We start from the raw sequence: 19,326 nt of genomic DNA on the forward strand, positions 1-19,326 counted from the left end.
GAGAAATGGGATGAGAAGCGCGGCATTGGTTTGGGTGCAGAGCATGATTGGTCGAGTCATGGGGCGGATGCCTTTGGTTTAATGTGCATTGTCTATGAAGCACCCAGTGTCAAACCCAAGCAAGAGCGTTATTGCACTATGGAAAGAGAAGCGGCATCATGGATGGCATTCTAGATCAAGACTTTCAAAAAACGACAATCCTCGATGAATATGAAATCTATAAGCGTTTAAAGTCTTGGTACGCAGAAGATATTGAACATGTCAATGAATGGCGTGAACAGGCGCGTGAAGATTTTGATTTTTATAATGGTCGTCAATGGGCAGAGGAAGATCTTGCGGTTTTAAAAGAGCAACGCCGTCCTGTCATGACTTTTAACCGCATTGCACCCCTTGTGAATGCTATTGTTGGGGCGGAGCGTAATAATAAGCGCGAAGTACAGTTTCAACCACGGCAAATGGGAGCAGCAATACCCAATGAATTGCTTACTGGAGCAGCAGAATGGTTTCGTGATGAGGCAGAGGCGGAATATGCCGATTCCGATGCTTTTCAGGATATGGTTATTTGCGGTATGGGCTGGACAGATACGCGGCTTGATTATGATACAGATCCCGAAGGGATACCCGCTGTTCAACGTTTAGATCCCTTAAAAATGGTTTGGGATGCCAATGCTGTAAGACCAAATCTCATTGACGCACAGCGTATGTGGTATGTTGATCGCAAATCCGTTGAGGATGCGAAAAGTCTTTTTCCTGATGTTGCTGTTGAAGATCTTAACGCCGATTGGGCTATCGATAGTACAACCGCTTCTGAGGATTCTCATGTGTCGCTTGATGCGTATCAAGATGACTCCAATGCGACTTCTCTCTCAGATCCGTATTCTGGGAAACGCTATGTTACGCTGGTTGAATGCCGTTGGTTTGAATATGAGACCACTTACAAGGCACCTGATCTTCAAACAGGTCAGATGCGCAACTATAGCAAACAGGAGTTTGAACAGCTTCAAAGGGTAATGCCACAACTAAAAGGGGTGTGTTTTAATAAAAAAGTGGTGAGACGCGCTTTTCTGGGACGACGTCTTTTAGCAAATCCCGATAAGCCATTAGCACCTGATGGGCAACTTGGGTGGGAGTGTATCACGGGCACGCTGGATAAGCTTAAAAACCAGTTTTACGGGATTGTTCGCCCCGCGAAAGACCCACAAAAATGGTCGAATAAATATTTTAGCCAAGTGATGTATATCCTTAATAGCCAGTCTAAGGGCGGCTTGATGGCAGAACGAGGCGCTTTCGATGATGATCGCCAAGCCATGGAAAGCTGGGCGCGAACGGATACGATTACTTGGGTTAAAAATGGCGCGCTTACAGGAGGGAAAATTCAACCAAAGCCAAGTGCACAATTTCCCAATGGATTTTTCCAGCTGTTTAATGAATCGCGTGAAGCGATAACGCATGTAACAGGGTTATCGGCTGAATTTATCGGAACACGGGAGGTCAACCAAGCCAATGTGTTGGAAAATACACGCCGGCAATCAACGCTTAATTTGCTTGCGGGGCTGTTTGATAATCTCAAGCTTTATCGGTGTAGGCAGGGAAAGATTATTCTTTATCTTATCCAGAATTATCTCTCTGATGGGCGTCTGGTACGTATTTCTGGACAAGAGAATGCCCAATATGTGCCGTTGACGCGTGAAGCTGTTACGACGCTTGAGTATGACATTATTGTTGATGATTCACCGACAAGCCCCAATGAAAAAGAGAAAACTTTTGCGGCAATTACGCAGATGTTGCCGTTGCTTGGTGGTTTCTTAACACCGGAGATGATTCCAGATCTTTTAAAGCTTTCCCCACTACCGGCAACATTGGTAGCAAATTTAACGGCAAAAGCACAGCAGGCACAACAAGAACAACAGCAACAACAGATGATGCAACAAAGCCAAGGGGCGCAATTAACTCCAGAGCAACAAGCAAAGATTGCTGTTTTACAGCAGGAAGCACAAGCAAAGAACACACTCTATCAACTTGATGCGCAGCAGAAACAAGCGGCATTGCAGCAGAAAAATATTGAACTTTTCTTGAAGCAAGAACAAGCGCGGATGCAGCTTGAGTTGCAACAGGCAAAAAATGAGATAGCGCAGCGTGATTTAGAACGCAAAGCTTTACAGGCACAGTTGGAACACTATCGAGTTTTGACAAAAAATATAATAGCACGTTGAAGGGACAGAATATGGAAGAAGAGTTTACGCCTGAAGAACAAGCAATCTATGATGAACATTTTTCTAGCGATAATGCTGTTGAGTTGGTCGAGCCTGAACAAGTTGAGGAAGTTTTTGATGCAGAGGAAAGTTCTGAACAGCCAGCTGTAGAACCACTTCAAGAGCAACCAAATTCTGATGTAATAGAATCTGATAAACTAGAGCAGGAGCGGCAAGCACGCCAAAAGGCAGAACAAAGCGCCATTGAAGCGCGTGAATTGGCTATTGAACTTGCGCAAAAATATGCCGCAATGCAGGAAGAAATCACGCGCCGCCGTGAGGAAAATATTCCCTCCCTAGAAGACGACCCAAAAGCACATTTTGCATGGCTTAGTCATAAGGTACAAGAACAACAGAAATTGCTTGATGAGTTTTCTCATATGAGAGAGAGCCAAGAGCGCATGAGTCAAGAGGAATATGAACGCCAAAAGTTGGGGGATTATTTCGAGGAAGCCAAAGCGCAGGTACAAGATAAATATCCAGATTTAGACAGTATCACGGACTATCTCTATGAAAGAGCAGACAGTGTCTTACAAGCGCAAGCAAGCCTTTATCCGCAATGGAAAGACCCTCAGGCACGGCAACAACAAATTGGTGCTGAATTGCGCCAAATATGCCAGCAGTGTCAGAAAGCCGGTATAAACCCAATTGAGGTGCTGGTGCAAAAAGCAAAAGCTTTTGGCTATAGTGGAGCGCCCGTTAAGGACGAAGTGGGAGCCCTTCAAGAGCGCTCTCAAGCAGCGCGGACGCTTACAGCGCGCGGCGGGCAAGTTCCAACCGGCGGTATGGATGTGAGAACGCTCTTTTCCATGCCAGAAGCCGAATTTGCTGTATGGGTTGAGAAAAATCCCGAAAAATTTGAACAAATTATGAGCAGAGCGTGAGATGTGCGTGGTGACGCAACAGAGAGAACCAAGTGATTGTTATCGTTTGGGGGAGCCGCAAGGCGAGTTTTAAAAACCAAGAAAGGCATTGATTGAAATGGCAGTAACACAGGTAAATCTTAATGACCCATTAGCCGTTGGCGTTTGGGCTAAGATGCTAAACACAGAGACCTCAAAAGCGTTGCCTATTGCACCGCTGATGGGAAAAGGCAAAAACAGCATTATTCAAGTATTGGATATGCTAGGAAAATCTGCTGGTGACTCTGTGACGAGCGGATTACGCGTCCAACTTATGGGGGATGGCGTTAGCGAGGGACAAACGCTGGAAGGCAATGAAGAAGCACTCCAATTTATGAATGAAACGGTGCGTATTAACGAGCTTTCTCATGCTGTACGCGTAAAATATGAAGGCACCATTGATCAACAACGTGTTTTATTTAATTTACGAACAGAAGCAAAGGATGGGCTTGTTGATTGGTATGCAGATCGCTTAAGTTTGATGTTCTTCATTCAGGCAGCAGGTTATACAGCACCGTGGATTCATTTCGAAGGACGCACCATAACCCTTAAACCCGTACATTATGGTTTTAATGCTCCATTAGAGCCAAGCAAACTGCGTATTATTCGTGCCAATAAGAAAAAGACTGATGAAGAACTTACAAAAGACGATGTTTTTACATTAGATCTTATAGATCGGGCTGTTGAACGCGCTAAACTTGCTAATCCACGTTTGCGCCCTGTTCGTGTTGATGGAAAATCGGCATATGTGATGTATCTCCACCCAACACAGGTGACCCAATTGCGTACCAATACAAAGAGCGGGCAATGGTTAGACATTACCAAGGCAGCTTATGATGGCTCTGGAGCTAAGAACCCAATTTTTGAGGGCTCTCTGGGGATGTATAATGGAGTTATCTTACGTGAAGCTGAACATGTCCCCAATGGTATCAATTCAAAGACACAAGAGCCTGTAACATCTGTTCGCCGTGCTGTGTTGCTTGGTGCGCAAAGTGTTATCATGGCTTATGGGCGCGTTGGCAATGGAGCAACAGGAGGCGATGGGAAAGGGGGAACACGTTATAAACTTGTTGAAGAATTGTTTGATTATCAACGTGAATTTGGGGTTGCAGCTAAAACCATTATCGGCATGAAAAAGTCACGCTATACCTTGCCGCACTCTGATCAAGGGGGACAAGATTTTGGTACGATTGTTATCCCTTCTTTTGCTGAAGCAAGCTAATTATTAAAGGATGACAATTATGGCAGAAAAATCGCTAATTACACAGGAACCTGATGAAACCGTTGAAACCGTTGAGACTGTTGAAACCGTTGGCATGACAGATGAGGGATTGCCACCTGTTTTGCAAGGACGCAACAACTCTACGCAGCAGGTTAGTTATTTACGGGCGCGTGTTAAATGTACAGACCAAGGGTTGATAACGAAAATTGGCGTTTTACCCCGAGGGGCTTTTATAAAAAGTATTACAGCTTATCCCATGGAGGATTTTGAAGATGTAAAAGCTACATTTGGAAAAGAGCCTCATGATAATGATTATGGAGATGTAAGGCTTACACAATCTACCAATGGCAATGTGTACATACCCATGGAGGAACGAGATGTTCCATTAGAAGCTGAAAATACGATTTACATGACACGAGACAAGAAAAGCACCAAAGGTGATGCTGAGGTGATTGTTGAGTTTTACACTAATCGTTAAAGGCAAGGGGGCGTTTATTGCTTGCGTCCCCCTACCATACAAGATGCCCCAAGACATTTGGAAGAGGGTGATATGACAATAATAGTACAGACAGGTGGTCCGATTGGAGACAAACAGACCATTGCTCCTTGGGATAAAAATTTTATCCAGATGTTAAACGATATTCAGGATGAAATAGATGATCAAACAGATGAGTATGTTGATCAAGTGCAAAGGGCGATATTTTCGGCTATTCGCTTTTGTGAACGATTGCCTTTTTATTTCAATGAAAGCCGTGAAGTTGTTTTTACCACTCTAAAGGGCAAAAGCCGTTATGGCGCCGAGGCACATCCCTCTATAACAGGAGCTGTTCGCATTGTTGATGCTTATATTTATGAAGATAATCACAGCAAAGCAAAGCTTTTGCAGGTAGATCCGCTTGTTATTGAGAGCCTTGAGGATGATTGTAGCCATGGCATGCCTACACGCTATGCTTATTTTGAACAAAAGCTTGTCTTGTATCCAACACCAGAGCGAGTTTATTCTATCAGGCTTATTCTTGACCCTATAAGAATAAAAGATATTGAGAGTGCACAAGAAGCGTCCATATGGTTTTGTGAAGCCTATGAATTGATCAAAACGCGTGCAAAATATGAAATTTATACCAATATTATTAAAGAACCACAGATGGCAGCGGCAGCTTTTGCCATGTTTCAAGAGCAGTTAGATGCATTGAGAATTGAGACTTCGCGGCGCAAAAATCTGTTCAAAATTCAACACACGGACTTCTGATGACCTTTATCCCTATTGCTGAATATAGACCAGACACCGCATTTATTAATAGCGGTTATTCTAGTGAGATCGTGAATGTTTTGCCTGCACCAAATTCGTATATTCCGTTTCCTATGGTTGCGCCGGTCTCAGATCCTTTTCCGGATGTGATTTTGGGGGTCTATGCTGTGCGCTCATTGGGTGGTGTGCGCATCATTGTGGGTGCACCAACAAAGCTTTATGAATATGACAATAGCACGCGCGGCTGGAAAGACATTAGCAAACCTCACACACAATATCACGCCAATGAGACTGCGCTTTGGTCTTTTGCCTCTTTTGGTGATCATATCATTGCTGTTAATAGCAATGACCCACCACAAATGCTTTCGTTAAAAACGGAGGAAAGGTTTTGTGATGTGGGCGGTAATCCCCCGCGTGCTGGACTTGTGCGTGTGTGGGGTGATTTTGTTTGCCTGATGCAACTAACAGATAAGCCAAACCGTGTTCAGTGGTCAGGTTTGAATGATGCGACACATTGGACGGTTGGGGAGAAAAGTTGCGATTATCAAGATTTTCCCGATGGAGAATATGTTCAAGGGTCTACGGAATCAACAAATCCACTTATTTTCATGCGCTCCGCCATTTATCACGCAACCTTTGTACCTGGCTCTAGAATTATCTTCAGTTTTGCAAAAATAAAAGACAAAATAGGGGCGAAAAGCAGCACAGCAATTGCAAGCCGTGGAGACTGTACTTTCTTTGCATCTGATGATGGTTTTTATCAAATCAACAGTGCTGGTGAAATGCTCCCTATAGGCTTTGGAAAAGTCGATAAAACTATCTTCACACTTTACAATAATTTTGCCATTGATGAGATGAGAGCATGTATTGATCCGGTCTATTCTCGTGTTTATTTTTCTATCAACGATAACACTGAAGGGATGCATATTTATGTTTATGATTGGCTCTTACAAATATGGAGTGTCATTAAGGGGCAGAACCTTCTCTTATTTCCCCTTTTTGCAGCCGGTTATACATTAGAAGGCTTAGACGAAGTACAAGAGAGCTTGAAAGATTTACCAGCTTCTCTTGATAGTAAAATGTGGCAAAATGGTGCGCCTGTTTTGGGAGCCTTTACGCCAGACAACACATTTGGTTTTTTTGCAGGTCCTCCGATGGAAGCCGTTATTGCTTCACAAATTGTGGGGGATACGGGCAGGCAAATCAACCTGATGAGTGAGGCTTTTGTTCAAGCGGATACAACAAAAGGTTTTTTAAGTGTTGGGGCGGCATTTATCATTGATAACAAGAACCAATTAAATTGGGCTAAAGAGCGTTATGCCGGCTATAATATTGGGATGTATAATATCCGCTCACGGGCGCGTTATCACGCTTTGCGTCTGAGAATACCAGAAGGCACGCCATGGACGCATATAACAGGCTTTGATGTAACGCTCAAACCCGCGGGCATAAGATGAGTTTTAAGATCTATAATACAGAAAAATGGAGCGCTGAACAAATGGCGCCCTATTTTGAGAATGTCATAAAATCGATAGCTTACTTTAATCAAAAATTCCCTGATGATTATAATACAGAGACCATTTTAAACGATATTTTGAAGGGAGAAAAAGTTCTTTGGATTATCGTTGATGCGCATGAAAACTTTATGGCGCATGTCACAACACAGTTACAAGAACTCGTCACTGGAGCATTAAGGGCGGTTATTGTCACGCTTGGTGGAAAGGGAGGAGCGCCCTTAACAAAGCTTATCACTCAGATTGAAGCCTATTACAAGAAAAAAGGGGCAAAAGAGCTTGTCATCATAGGCAGGCGAGGGTGGGAAAAATCTCTTAAATCGCATGGATATTTCGTTAATCTTTTAGAATATAGAAAGCAGCTTTAATATGGGAAAAAGTTCTAAACCAATCCAGAATACCCAAAACACGACGCAAACAAATGAACCCCCTGCATGGGCAAAAGGTATTTTTGAACACGCAGCTCAAGATGCCATGACTTTTTATAACCAAGGCAGCGGAAAAGCCGTTTATGACGGGCAGCGTGTTGCGGGTTTAAGTGATCAAACAAAGAATGCGATTAATGGGCTTAGCAATAATACGCATAACTATGATAACAATTATTTAAATGGATTAGCCACAGGGCAAAATTCAACAAGCCAAAACTTAAAGAACATGGCTTCAGGGCAACAAATAGGCAATAACCCTTACTTTGATGAAGCGCTTCAAAACACATTAAATAAGGCAACAAGCTCTATTAATAGTTCATTGGCAGGTGCTGGGCGTTATGGTTCTGGGGCGCATACTGGGGTTTTGGCTAATGAATTGGGGGGCATAGCAACACAAGCTCTATCACAGCAATATAACCAAGATGTCAACAATATGATGAATGCCAATGGTCTCATTGACCAAGCAAACCAAAATCAGTTGGCGGGCGCCAATAACTTCTTTCAAGGTCAAGGTCAGGCAAATCTTAATGCGTTGACGGGAGGGAGTGTACTTGATGCCAATCATCAACGACAATTGGATGAAGAGCGGCAAAAATGGGAGCAGCAGAACAATCTTGATTGGGACCAGTTAAGTAAGTTGCTCGCAGCTGGTGGGGCTGTTGCTGGAAATTATGGAACGCAAACAGGACAAATGACGACATTGACTCCACAGCCAAAACCTAATCCGTGGGAGATTGTTGGAAATGTTGGAACTATCCTTGGTACTTTTGCTGGGCTTAGTGATATCAGAGCGAAAGAAAATATCGTGCAAGTGGGGCAGCGAGATGGACACAAACTCTATGAGTATAATTACAAGGGGCACTCAGAGCGCTATCGTGGGGTGATGGCGCAGGATGTTTTGAAGTCAAAACCTGAAGCTGTTTTCTTGCATAAGGCGACAGGCTTTTTGCATGTGGATTATGGCAAGCTTGGCTTTGAGATGGAAAGGGTGCAGTGATGGAACAAGAAAACACAAATTCTCTTTTAAAGTTGTTTGATCCAAAATTTTTGCGTCCCTTGATGTATCAGGTCATGCCTCAATTGCCAAAGCATTTGTTCGAACAGCTTTCTACGCCTCCAAGCACGCCGTTGGAAGGGCGATACAAGCCAAGTTTTTTAGAACGCGCTGCTTTTAGCACAAACCCTTTTGATGCGAGCAATGGGGATAATACTCCACAAAAATTGAGTCCTACAGAGCTTATTCGTGGTTCTCAAGCAGGGACAGAACAAGCTGGGAAAAAAACGCCAGCAGAATTGATTATGTCTACGGATGATTTAAAGCGCCAAATGCCTCCATTACCGGATGTTTCAAAGGATACTGTTAAGATACAAGAGGCGCCAGAGCAACAAAAGCATGACTTCTCAGAGCAGGGAGGTGTTGCATCAATGATTCCTCAATCTCCACTTGTTGCGAACATTGATCAGTCTAGTGGGGATGAAGCTGGTCGACAGCAAAAAGATGTGATGGATTATATTGCTCAACTTAATGAGAAATCTATAGCGGAAAACTCTTTGAAAAACGATTCTGGAAATGATGAGGAAAAGCTTTTTGAGGCACCTATAGGAGAAGAAAAACATTTGAATGCACACTTACCAGAAGAGGAGCATTTAAAAGCAAGTGCTAAGCCCGAACAGGCAACCGATTATGTAAACGCAGTTGGAAATTTTATCCATAAAGATGCAAATCCAAGTAGCTTATGGGAGCGTTTTAGAAAATCAGAATTTTCCGAGCATTTAATGGATTTTTTTGCGGGGCTTGCATCAGGAAAAACACCGCAAGAAAGTTTTTCAAATGCGGCACTTGTTATGCGGCAGGGCAATAATGTACGTGCTCAAAATAGACCAATTTTTGAGTTTTTACGCTCTAAAGGATATAGTGATAAAGACGCACAAGCCCTTGTGCAATATCCAGATCTTGCCATGAAAGTTATAGGCAACACGTTAAGCCCTCAAGAAGGCTATAGAACATTGACATCAGAAGAAAAGGCAGAGCAGGGATTGCCTGAGGATATGACTTTCCAAGTCTCAACAAGCACAGGGAAAATTATACCTGTCCAAGGAGGACAGCGTTCCACTGCTTCTGGATTAGGGGGGAATACTGATAACATGCTGTCAAAGCCTGAATCAGGTTATATGTATGTTAAGGACGAAAATACACTTGGTGGCATACGTGCGGTGCCAATTGCAGGCAGTGGTGCAGAATATAAATTAATTCAAGAACAGAAGGAGGAGGAGCGTAAAAACCAACAAATGCAAATGCGAATTTTGGAAACAGCAGACAGATCAAATCGTATACTCTCGGCATCTAAAGAATTGCTAAAGATTGTTGAGGAAAATCCGCATGTTGTTGGTTTCACTGGTCCTATAATGTCGTTCCTTCCTAATTCTAAGGCAAAAGATTTTATGCATATGCTTGATTCATTAAAGGCGAGTATCGGGCTTGATGCCTTGAGAAAAGCAAAGGCATTTTCACCAAATGGTGCATCTGGCTTTGGAAATTTGTCTAATATGGAATTGCAAGCCTTGCAAAACTCTGTAGCGGCACTGTATCAAGATCTTTCTGCAGAGCAAATGAAGAAGTCGTTAAAAACAGTTATTGACACTTTCAATAAATCCAATGCAGCAACGCGCGCAATTCTTTTTGGTGGTGCAGAAGCAACAAGCGAGCTCGTTCGAGCAGCCTATGGGCAAGATGCTTATAAGGGAAAACATGTACAGTCAAATGATCCACTAGAAAAACAGATAGAAGCATTGCCGGAAGGCATGTTGTTCGTTGATAGAGATGGACGCATTAAGGAGAAACAAACCAATGGCTGAAGTAATCCCCCCTCTTATTAATCGTAAAAACACAAGAGTCATTGGGCATATAAGTGACTATACACCAGAACAGCTTCAAGAGCTTTTCGCGAAGAATAAGGAAAGGCTAAGTGGTTCTGTTACAGGAAATAATGGTGCAACAGAGGAAGATGGTCCACATCCAAGTGCAGCGGGTGCTTTTGGATGGGGAGCTCTTCATGGGTTAACTATGGGGTATGATGATGAAATAGCTGGAGTATTCGCTTCGGGACCTCTGGGACCTATTAATTATTGGATGGGAGATGAAGAAGCAGTTAAAAAATATAATGAAGTGACAAAGCGATGGCGTGACTATCAAAGAGCGGCGAATCGAGATCATTTTTATCTATCTCTTGCGGGGAATTTAACGGGTGCTGCAATTCCTTTTCTAATACCAGGTCTTGGCGCTCCTGCTGCTACTCGTGCGGCAATTGGGGCTGATGTTGTGCTGGGAGGTAGAGCTGGTGTTGCAGGAGCACAACTAACCAGTAAAGCTTTAGCAGCAGGAGAAAGGGCGGTGCAATCTGCTTTAGCAGAGGGTGCGGAACGGGCAGCGGCAAAAGCTGCAGGTGAAGCAGCAATGAAAGCAGTAGCAAGTAAAGAGGCGGCAAAATTTAGCTTGGGGCGTGCAGCAAAAACTGGAGCCATTTATGGTGGAATAGCAGGCAGTGGTGAGGGGGAAGGGCTTGCAGATACTCTAGTGTCTGCTGGGTTTGGTGCAGGGTTAGGCGTTGCAACACCATTTGTTGCCAGTGGTGTATCAAAAGCAACATCTTTTGCGACAAGATCACTTAAAAAAACGCCTGCTATTGTGAAAAAAACACCTGCGGCTCTCAAAAACACAGTTGGAAAATTGTTTGGTAAAACTGAACCAATAACACAAGCTGTAGAAAAAGAGGCATTTCAGATAAGCGATAGAGCGCTTAGGAATGTAAGCCAAACTTTAGGGGATGAAGGTGTTGATAAGCTTGAAAGGGCATTAAAACAGCGTGGTCCTGATTCAATGATTATTGATCTTCATGATGGGCTTGCTGCGAGAGCTTTTGAAGCAGCAAAAAAAGACCCCGATACCTATTCACTCGTGAATAATCGTTTGGGAGCTAGACAAGATGCCAGTGCACTGCGGGTTAAGGATGCGTTGACAGATGTGATGGGTCCAAAAGTAGATACGCTTAATTTAAAGCAAGAGATTATCAAACAAGCACAGAACAAGGCTGAACCATTTTATGAGAGGGCGAAAGCTTCTCCTATTTCTAATGCTGTCAGTAAAGATTTATCGCGGTTGCAAGAAACTCCTGCCTTCCAAAAAGCCTATAAAAAAGCAATTGCGCGAATGCCAAATGAAGCGGATGCAACAGTTATAGGGAGCAATGGATATCCAAAGCTGAATATGCGAATTTTACATAAGATGAAAGAGGTTTTGGATGATCAAATTAATTCTGCACGTATCAAAGGAAAATGGGGATATGCTCGAGATTTGACTGATTTCAAACAACGCATTCTGGACGTTTTGGATACATCATCTCCAGAATATATTAAGGCACGGAAAATTTATTATGACGAGCGTACTATCGGTAATGCTTTGGAGCAAGGAAAAAAAGCACTGAATAAGAGTGTTGATCTTGATACAATCAACAGTCAACTTTCAGATTTGGGGTTGATGGAAAAAGAGGCTTTTCAAAAAGGGATGCGGTCACAAATAGAAACTGCGGCAGGCAATGCACAGAATTTTGAACACAGTCTTTTGAGTTTGTTTGACACAAAAAATGGTCAAGAAAAATTGCAGCGGAGTTATGGTGAGGATAAAGCAAAACAGCTTATGAAAATGTTGCGACCAGAAGTGGAAAGAACAAAGCTTTTTGCACGATTGCCAAACCATATGGGTGAAGTAGAAGAAAAGACAATAGAACAAGCGGTGAGTGTAGGAAAGATTGGTCTCATCAAGGCAGTTGTAAAAAATTTCTTAGGGAAATTTGGACGCAAACTCTCAAGCGTCCATAAAGATACTGAGAGAGATATTGCAGCGCTTATAACAGCGCGGGAAAAAGGAGATTTTGGGTTAGCAAGGGAAAAAGCTGTTGAATTAATTAAGAAGTTTCATGAAGCAGAAAAGAAACGCTTAATAACCAAAGAAGACCACACAAAATTCTTCAATTTTATTGGCATTCTTTTGAATAGCAGTGTTGATAGAACGGTTATAAACTAATGATCAATTTTCATCCCAAAGTGAAGCGTGCCATTTCACAGGCAGCACAAAAATATGGTTTACCAGAAAGCTTTCTTGAACGTGTTGCTATGATAGAAAGTAATGGTAATCCAAATGCAAGAAATAAGAACAGCAGTGCAGGGGGACTGTATCAATTTCTCGATTCAACAGCAAAACACTATCAACTGAATGACAAGTTTGATCCCTTTCAAGCAACCGATGCTATGGCACGGTTAACGAAGGATAATACGCGTTATTTAGCTACAGCATTAGGCAGAGAGCCATCAGAGGCAGAGCTTTACCTCGCACACCAACAAGGACCAGCAGGGGCAGTAAAGCTTATCAAAAATCCACATATTCCAGCAAGCCAGCTTTTAGGTCGACAGGCAGTCACACTCAATGGTGGCAATATGGAAGCTACAGCAGGGGATTTTATGAATCATATTTATGGGCTTTATAATAAAACGGGAGATGTTTTGAAGAGAACGATACAGCAAAACCAAAGCAATGGACAAGCAGCACCAAACGAGGTGGGTCCTTTGCGTGGGTTTGAGAGGCTTCAAAAGACACTTCAAGGTAATCAAGTGGGTCAAGGTGATCAAGGGGGCAACCAATTAACAGGACAGATTATGGTAACCACACCATTGCAAGGGCAAGGTATTGATGCAGGTGCTCTTAAAAAGGGCTTTTCCGGCTTGCTTCATTTAATGAGAGAGAATGGAGAAAGACAAAAACAGCAGGCACAGATGGTACAGCAACAAATGTTGCAGCAACCAGTCATGGCGGGTTTCTCACAATCGACTGGGGGACCTACAGATTTAACACCTCTCATTGATCCCTCTAGGCGGCAATCTGTTGGTTCCTATGGGCGGCAAAAAGAAGAGCAATTGCGCGAAGAGTTATTAAGAAGAACGGGGGCTTATCATGTCTGATATTTATGACTGGTCACTCACAGCTGATCAAAATGCCAATTCCGATAGTATCATTAATTGGGCAGAAGGGCAGCCGCCTAGTTCTGTTAATGATAGTGCGCGGGTCATGATGCAGCGTATACGTGAATATCTTGCCGATAATGGTGGTTCTCTTGACTCAAAGTTTATTGTGAATGGAAAGGAACAAACAACATCAATTACGTTGACGACGGTTTCGCCGATAGCAAAATATAAAAACGATATCATTATCCGCTTTAAGGCGCGTGGTATAAATATTGGTACGACAACAATAAACATGAATAATATAGGAGCAAAGCCACTCTATAAAGCCACCAGCACGGGAATAGTACCATTGACAGGTGGTGAGTTACAAATGGGTGGTATTTATGAAATAGTCTATAATGATGGCATATCAACAAAAGGTCTTGATGGCTGGTATCTTTTAAACCCTACCCCCATTCCACCACCAAAGGTCGAAACCTTTCCTTCAGGGTTTATTGCGACCTTTGCTATGCAAGAAGTCCCAAACGGCTGGCTTTTATGTGATGGCGCTACTTATGAACGCAAGGATTATCCGCAATTATTCAAGGCAATAGGGGATAAATGGGGAAAAAACAGCGATACAACCTTTAAAGTTCCAGACTTTAGAGGAATGTTTTTACGCGGCTTTGATAATGGGCGCGGTTTAGATCAAAATAGAGACTTCGCAGAGGTGCAAAAAGACAGCATTAAATCGCATACACATGCTTGTACCATTGAAGAGGCAGGTCAACATACGCACAAGTTTCAGTATGCTGGAGTTGGATGGAGCGCCAATGATATTGGCAGGAGGAACCCCAGTTATCACTATCAAACTCTTACAGGGATAACAGAACCTGCTGGAATGCACACGCACAAGATAACACTTTCTTCAACGGGCGAGGCAGAAACGCGCCCTGTTAATGCACCGGTTGTTTATGCCATAAAATCATAAGGTTTTCAGATGATCAATAATCCGTCTGCTATTGATGATATTGCGGACGCGGAGCAAATCCGCGTCCTTTTTTATGCAAGCAATAGAATGGTTCATGCACCCTTAAATAAGGTGCTTGATCTTGTCAAAAACGATATACAGCATGATCTTTTAAGCGCTTTTGCACAGTATCAAGAAGCAACAGATCAACGCATAGAAACCATGCAAAAACTTATTGATGAATTACAGTCTCTCATCCCCCACAACCTCAAAAACAAACTTATTAAGGAATGAAGTGCGATGCCATTACCCTATCATACGCATATATTTAAGCTTGAACCAGCAACAAAGAAAGAAGTCAAAGAAGGTGTTTTAGATAGTAAGGCTCTTGCACCCGTTTCAGTGGGGAGTGCAGCAGCTTATGAGGTAGAATATTTTGCAACCGCTGCTCAAGGAAAAAAGGCTGATGATGCTGTTGCAAAGAGAGATATTGGAGCTCTTGCTTACAAAGATAAGGTCACAATCAACGATATTGAAGCAAGTGGTGAAGCGCATGAGAATGCGATTTTATCAGGCGCTGGCTGGGTAAAAATATCGCCTTTAGGGATTGGCGATATGAAGGCTGCTACATATGACCCCGACAATGTGGGGGCAAATGCATTTTCTATGGAAAATATGCACGAGGGTCCTACCAAAAAGATCTTAACCACAGAGGAAAGATCAAAGCTACGATGGTTGAGTTCTACGCAGCCAACGATGGAAAAATGGCGGAGGGGAGATGAAGGTGTTTATTATCCCATATCTCCGGTAGATCTCAAAAATACCATTCGTTATTTTGTAGGCTCAAAGTCTGTTGGTATGTCAAAATCAGTTTATGATCCAGATAAAATAGAAAAAGATGCCTTTGATATGGAGAATATGAAAGAGGGGAATACGCATCTTATTTTAACCCCTCAAGAACGTGCACAGGTTGCAAAAATTGATAAAATTGAAGATGTGGCACAGCACGCACAAGAAAGTGCACAACAAGGGCTTGATGCAGCAATTGAGGCAAAGAACGTTGCAGAAAGTACATTAAGGACAGCGAAAGATGCAAAAGCTCACGCTATAGATGCGAAAACGACTGCTGAGGTTGCACAAAAAACAGGTGAGAGGGCACAAGCTGTGGCAAGTGTCGCACAAGAAACAGCGGATAAAGTACAAAACACAGTTCAAGAATGTTTCAGTGTTGTGGGCAAAGCGAAAGAGGTAGCAGAGAGTGCATTCAATACAGCGAATGTTGCAAAAACGAATGCTACGGATGCAAACGCTACTGCTGTTGTTGCACAAACGACAGCCTATAAAGCGCAAGATATAGCGCAGAGTGTACAGAAAAAAGTTGATCTCATTCAACCTCTTGCCAAAAAAGACTGGATTGATGGCACAAAGACAGTGGATGCACTTATCTCACCAGCCAAACTGATGGCTTCAATCAAAGCAAATAGTAGCAATAGCAGCGGCGGTAGTAGCGGCAACAATGGTGGCGGGGTTAGAAAACCTGTTGAAATTCTGATGACAGAAAGCGGAGATATTCCATTGCCTGATGGTATTACTGCTGACACCGATATCGAAGTATGGGCTTGGGGCGGTGGAGGTGGTGGCGTTAAAGATGGCGGCGGCGGCGGCGGTCAATGCGTGCATGTTAAAATGAAAGGTTCTGATTTAGATAAATTAAAAACAGCTTACATTGGTCGTGGTGGTAAAGGCAATGACAGTAACATTTTATGCAATGGTGGTAGAACAATGATCAAAGGACTTGTTACTGCAGAAGGAGGATATTCCGTCTCCATGGCTCTCGTTAACTTTGGAGGGAAAGGCGGCGATGGAGGAGGAAACAGAGGGGGCACTAGTGGTGAGAGCTTTATTTTTTCTGGTGGTAATGGTGGCGGGAGTGGAATAGACGGCAAGAGAGCTGGTACCGGAGGAAGTTCTTTTCTTGGCGGTGGCGGCGGCGGTGGCGGTAAATGTAAGGGTTCTATCATGGGGCAAGGTGGTGAGAGTTACAAAGGTGGTAGAGGTGGTCGTGGCGGCAATGGAGCTGGCGGCGGCGGCGGGGGATATTTCGATGGGAAATCCGGAGGCGACAAAATTGGCGGCGATGGCGGTGATGGAGCAGTACTCATAAAGGTATATTTATAAGGTGAATGGAACAATGGCACGGAAAATAAGTAAAGACTGTTTATACTGTTTAAAAAAGTGGGAAGGTTTGCGCTTACAGGCTTATCAAGATGCTTCTGGCGTGTGGACGATTGGTTATGGTCACACTAAAAAAGCCGGTAAACCAACAGTTGTTGAGGGTATGGTGATTACGGAAAAAAAAGCCGAAACCATGCTTTTAGCAGATTTGCGGCAATATGAGAGGGCGGTAGAAAAAGCAGTTTGTGTGAATTTAAGCGATGAACAATTCGGCGCTCTTGTTTCCTTTTGTTATAATGTGGGTATTGCAGCTTTCCAAAACTCTACATTGCTTAAAAGGCTTAATCGGGGGGATTATGAAGCCGTTCCCTTCGAATTACAAAAATGGACCAAAGCGGGAGGAAAACGTTTACAAGGTCTTGTACACCGGCGTGTAGCAGAGGCAGGCTTATGGGCAAAAGGGGCTTATGTTTCTTCTAATTATCAAACAGTAGAAATGAAACAACCAACAGGGTTTCTCAAAGCAGAAGCACTTGCACCGATTATTGGTTCTTTTTCTGGGCTTGGTGGTTTGTTAGCAGGCAATGGACCAATCCAATGGGCTTTAGCAACCATTATGGTTTTAGCCGCATGTGTTGGTATTTTCTTTGTTGCTAAACGCTTTCAGGAGCACCGCCTATGATCTTATGGATGAAAAGAAATCTGATGCTAACAAGCGCGGCTTTAGCCGCTTTTTTTATTGCATTAGCAAGAGCTTTTACTCTTGGGAAAAAAGCAGAGCAACAAAAGCAAACAGAAAAAGCTTTAAAAGCAGCCACAACACGGTTGGAGGTGGAAAGTGAAGTTAATCAAAAAAATGATGCTGATGTGCGTGCTGCTCTCTCTAACTGGTTGCACGACAAATAAATATGTTTCTTCTTGTGTTGGCTGGTTGCCAATTTATTTAAAACAGCAAGATCTGAACACCATTAGCTCAAACTTAGCAAGAGAGATCTTAAAGCATAACAAGCAGGGTCAACGCTTGTGTGGGTGGAAACATGGTTAGAAAAAAATCCCAAAAACACACAGAGCTTACAGAAGCAGAAAAAGAAATGCTTCAAGAAATGATCATCACCTATCAAAGCGTGAAAATGATGTCGCGTCTCATGAAGTGGATAGCATTTTTTCTTTTTTTGCTTATCCTTGATTTTGCACGCCTCATGGATGCGATAGATAATATCTTCGCACATTTAAAGCAGTGGTTTTCAAAGAACTGAACAACTGTCATAAAAGAAAAAATTTCGTAAAATTCTTTATTACTATGAATTGGAGATCCAATTATAAACGCAGTTCAGAATGGGAACCAAGTCGTAAAAGCTCTAGTGTTTTGGCATCTGGCTTTCGATAGATCAAAACTAAATCCGGCTTTATGTGACAATCACGACAATTGCGCCACTGACCTGTTAGTGCATGATCTCTCCAATGCGCCTCTAGCGGTTCATTCTCCGCTAACGCTTTGACCACAAGCAGCAAATCCTCCTCTAGTGCATTAGCATATTTACCTTTGCTTTCACGTTTGAGATCACGCCGAAACGACCGAGTATAGACAATTTCCCGCATAGCAAGCTTAGGTTTGCTTTTCAGATTTACGTGCTTCGGTTCTATCTGCACGTATCATGGTCCTTAAGCCGTCTAATGATGTACGTTTGACGCGTCCCATTTCGGCATCCTCGATAGCTTGTAATGTTTCCGGATTTGGTTGGAATAGATCAAGTGGTAATGCTCTATCTCTAGCAATGCGGGTCATAAACATGCGCACTGCATCCGATACAGTTAAACCCGTAGACTTAATAACTGCACTTGCAATTTCTTGAACTTCATCAGGTATGCGGGCTTGAATTTTTCCCATTACTAAACCTCCTACTTAATTGTACTACAATGTACTACATTTCAAACCTATGTCAAGAGATTTATCCGTCATGCTATACAACCTTGTGTATTAAGGAGGGTAGGAAGTCAATTTTTAAAAGGAGCTAACCAAAACCTGAGAATTTCTGCTAGAATCACGAGAGAGCTTCTTTTTTAATAGGATTTTTTAGATGCCAACACCATTTGGTAAAACCTTACGCAAACTCCGCATTGATCATTCAGAACGCCTTTTAGATATGGCTAAAAAATTAGATATATCTGTAGCATTTTTATCATCTGTAGAAATTGGCAAAAAGTCTGTTCCTGTAGGACTGGAGGAAAAGATAATTGAACTCTATACTTTAGATCAAGAGGTAGCAGAAATTTTGAGAAGAGAATCGGATGCTTGTCGCAAAAGTTTCACTATAAAGCCTTCTGATACATTCAGATGTGAAGCTGTTGGTATGTTTTCTAGACTGATAAACATTATTTCAGAAGAAGATTTAGGACTATTAAAAGAATTATTAGAGAAAGCTGGTAAAAAGAATGCGCTTTGTAAAGGAAAGTGTGAAAATCCTATTCCCGAACCTAATTATATGGTCCCTAACCTTAAAAAAATATAAATAAAATCAATATATTATTGCAATTAAATTTAGATTCGAATTCAGGTACCCCAGCCAATTCTAGTGAAATTAGTTAATCAAAGTTCAGCTTGAGAGTGGATTACTCCCTT

Annotated in this window: 21 protein-coding genes and 1 pseudogene; 20 read left to right on the forward strand and 2 right to left on the reverse strand. The window is 42.6% G+C overall.

From position 1 onward, the window contains the following. The 19 genes and pseudogenes from ACFINF_RS01175 to ACFINF_RS01265 all read left to right on the forward strand — a co-directional run. Window positions 1–174 (forward strand): annotated as a pseudogene (locus ACFINF_RS01175) (PBSX family phage terminase large subunit); the annotation flags it as partial. Further along, window positions 159–2,213, forward strand: a complete 2,055-nt coding sequence (locus tag ACFINF_RS01180; protein WP_375619308.1) for a portal protein — start codon at window positions 159–161, stop codon at window positions 2,211–2,213. The pseudogene ACFINF_RS01175 and the gene ACFINF_RS01180, both read left to right, overlap by 16 nt. Window positions 2,214–2,224: 11 nt before the next feature. Then, on the forward strand, window positions 2,225–3,136 hold the full coding sequence (locus ACFINF_RS01185) for a hypothetical protein (protein WP_375619309.1): 912 nt from the start codon (window positions 2,225–2,227) through the stop codon (window positions 3,134–3,136). Window positions 3,137–3,233: 97 nt separating this feature from the next. Next, the gene (locus ACFINF_RS01190) at window positions 3,234–4,376 is read left to right on the forward strand and encodes a N4-gp56 family major capsid protein (RefSeq protein WP_375619310.1); all 1,143 of its coding nucleotides are present in this window, start codon (window positions 3,234–3,236) and stop codon (window positions 4,374–4,376) included. Window positions 4,377–4,395: 19 nt separating this feature from the next. Further along, window positions 4,396–4,854: a hypothetical protein gene (locus tag ACFINF_RS01195; protein ID WP_375619311.1), complete on the forward strand. Its 459-nt coding sequence runs from the start codon at window positions 4,396–4,398 to the stop codon at window positions 4,852–4,854. 72 nt (window positions 4,855–4,926) lie between these two features. Continuing rightward, the gene (locus tag ACFINF_RS01200; protein ID WP_375619312.1) at window positions 4,927–5,625 is read left to right on the forward strand and encodes a hypothetical protein; all 699 of its coding nucleotides are present in this window, start codon (window positions 4,927–4,929) and stop codon (window positions 5,623–5,625) included. Further along, window positions 5,625–7,082 (forward strand): hypothetical protein, encoded by a 1,458-nt coding sequence (locus ACFINF_RS01205; RefSeq protein ID WP_375619313.1) that lies wholly within the window; start codon window positions 5,625–5,627, stop codon window positions 7,080–7,082. Before ACFINF_RS01200 ends, ACFINF_RS01205 begins: the two co-directional genes overlap by 1 nt. A 41-nt stretch (window positions 7,083–7,123) precedes the next feature. Then, window positions 7,124–7,507, forward strand: a complete 384-nt coding sequence (locus tag ACFINF_RS01210) for a hypothetical protein (protein WP_041581411.1) — start codon at window positions 7,124–7,126, stop codon at window positions 7,505–7,507. Between the two features lies 1 nt (window position 7,508). Next, window positions 7,509–8,564 (forward strand): tail fiber domain-containing protein, encoded by a 1,056-nt coding sequence (locus ACFINF_RS01215; protein WP_375619314.1) that lies wholly within the window; start codon window positions 7,509–7,511, stop codon window positions 8,562–8,564. Further along, window positions 8,564–10,423 (forward strand): hypothetical protein, encoded by a 1,860-nt coding sequence (locus tag ACFINF_RS01220; RefSeq protein ID WP_375619316.1) that lies wholly within the window; start codon window positions 8,564–8,566, stop codon window positions 10,421–10,423. The genes ACFINF_RS01215 and ACFINF_RS01220 overlap by 1 nt, the downstream gene beginning before the upstream one ends. Further along, window positions 10,416–12,647: a hypothetical protein gene (locus ACFINF_RS01225; protein WP_375619317.1), complete on the forward strand. Its 2,232-nt coding sequence runs from the start codon at window positions 10,416–10,418 to the stop codon at window positions 12,645–12,647. The genes ACFINF_RS01220 and ACFINF_RS01225 overlap by 8 nt, the downstream gene beginning before the upstream one ends. Continuing rightward, a complete protein-coding gene (locus ACFINF_RS01230) occupies window positions 12,647–13,579 on the forward strand; it encodes a transglycosylase SLT domain-containing protein (protein ID WP_375619318.1) in 933 nt (310 codons plus the stop codon). Before ACFINF_RS01225 ends, ACFINF_RS01230 begins: the two co-directional genes overlap by 1 nt. Then, entirely contained in the window at window positions 13,572–14,552 is a 981-nt protein-coding gene (locus ACFINF_RS01235; RefSeq protein ID WP_375619319.1) for a tail fiber protein, read from the forward strand. The genes ACFINF_RS01230 and ACFINF_RS01235 overlap by 8 nt, the downstream gene beginning before the upstream one ends. A 9-nt stretch (window positions 14,553–14,561) precedes the next feature. Next, a complete protein-coding gene (locus ACFINF_RS01240; RefSeq protein WP_375619320.1) occupies window positions 14,562–14,825 on the forward strand; it encodes a hypothetical protein in 264 nt (87 codons plus the stop codon). A 6-nt stretch (window positions 14,826–14,831) separates the two neighbouring features. Beyond that, window positions 14,832–16,709, forward strand: a complete 1,878-nt coding sequence (locus ACFINF_RS01245) for a hypothetical protein (RefSeq protein ID WP_375619321.1) — start codon at window positions 14,832–14,834, stop codon at window positions 16,707–16,709. 13 nt (window positions 16,710–16,722) lie between these two features. After that, window positions 16,723–17,388, forward strand: coding sequence for a lysozyme (locus tag ACFINF_RS01250; protein ID WP_375619322.1), 666 nt, complete (start codon window positions 16,723–16,725; stop codon window positions 17,386–17,388). Next, entirely contained in the window at window positions 17,385–17,612 is a 228-nt protein-coding gene (locus ACFINF_RS01255; RefSeq protein WP_375619323.1) for a hypothetical protein, read from the forward strand. Before ACFINF_RS01250 ends, ACFINF_RS01255 begins: the two co-directional genes overlap by 4 nt. Then, window positions 17,545–17,751 carry a hypothetical protein gene (locus tag ACFINF_RS01260; RefSeq protein WP_375619324.1) on the forward strand — a complete coding sequence of 69 codons (207 nt, stop codon included), beginning with the start codon at window positions 17,545–17,547 and terminating at the stop codon, window positions 17,749–17,751. Before ACFINF_RS01255 ends, ACFINF_RS01260 begins: the two co-directional genes overlap by 68 nt. Beyond that, the gene (locus ACFINF_RS01265; protein WP_375619325.1) at window positions 17,744–17,962 is read left to right on the forward strand and encodes a hypothetical protein; all 219 of its coding nucleotides are present in this window, start codon (window positions 17,744–17,746) and stop codon (window positions 17,960–17,962) included. The genes ACFINF_RS01260 and ACFINF_RS01265 overlap by 8 nt, the downstream gene beginning before the upstream one ends. Window positions 17,963–18,023: 61 nt before the next feature. On the opposite strand, the gene ACFINF_RS01270 is transcribed toward ACFINF_RS01265, so the two are convergent. Then, window positions 18,024–18,305, reverse strand: a complete 282-nt coding sequence (locus ACFINF_RS01270; RefSeq protein WP_375619466.1) for a type II toxin-antitoxin system YafQ family toxin — start codon at window positions 18,303–18,305, stop codon at window positions 18,024–18,026. 7 nt (window positions 18,306–18,312) lie between these two features. Next, on the reverse strand, window positions 18,313–18,594 hold the full coding sequence (locus tag ACFINF_RS01275; protein ID WP_375619326.1) for a type II toxin-antitoxin system RelB/DinJ family antitoxin: 282 nt from the start codon (window positions 18,592–18,594) through the stop codon (window positions 18,313–18,315). Window positions 18,595–18,784: 190 nt separating this feature from the next. On the opposite strand from ACFINF_RS01275, the gene ACFINF_RS01280 reads away from it, so the two are divergent. Further along, complete coding sequence (locus tag ACFINF_RS01280; RefSeq protein ID WP_375619327.1) at window positions 18,785–19,216, forward strand: helix-turn-helix domain-containing protein; 432 nt, start codon at window positions 18,785–18,787, stop codon at window positions 19,214–19,216. The last annotated feature ends 110 nt before the right edge of the window (window positions 19,217–19,326 follow it).

The organism is Bartonella sp. TS25HLJMH, assembly GCF_042193505.1.
GTDB classification, from domain to species: domain Bacteria; phylum Pseudomonadota; class Alphaproteobacteria; order Rhizobiales; family Rhizobiaceae; genus Bartonella; species Bartonella grahamii.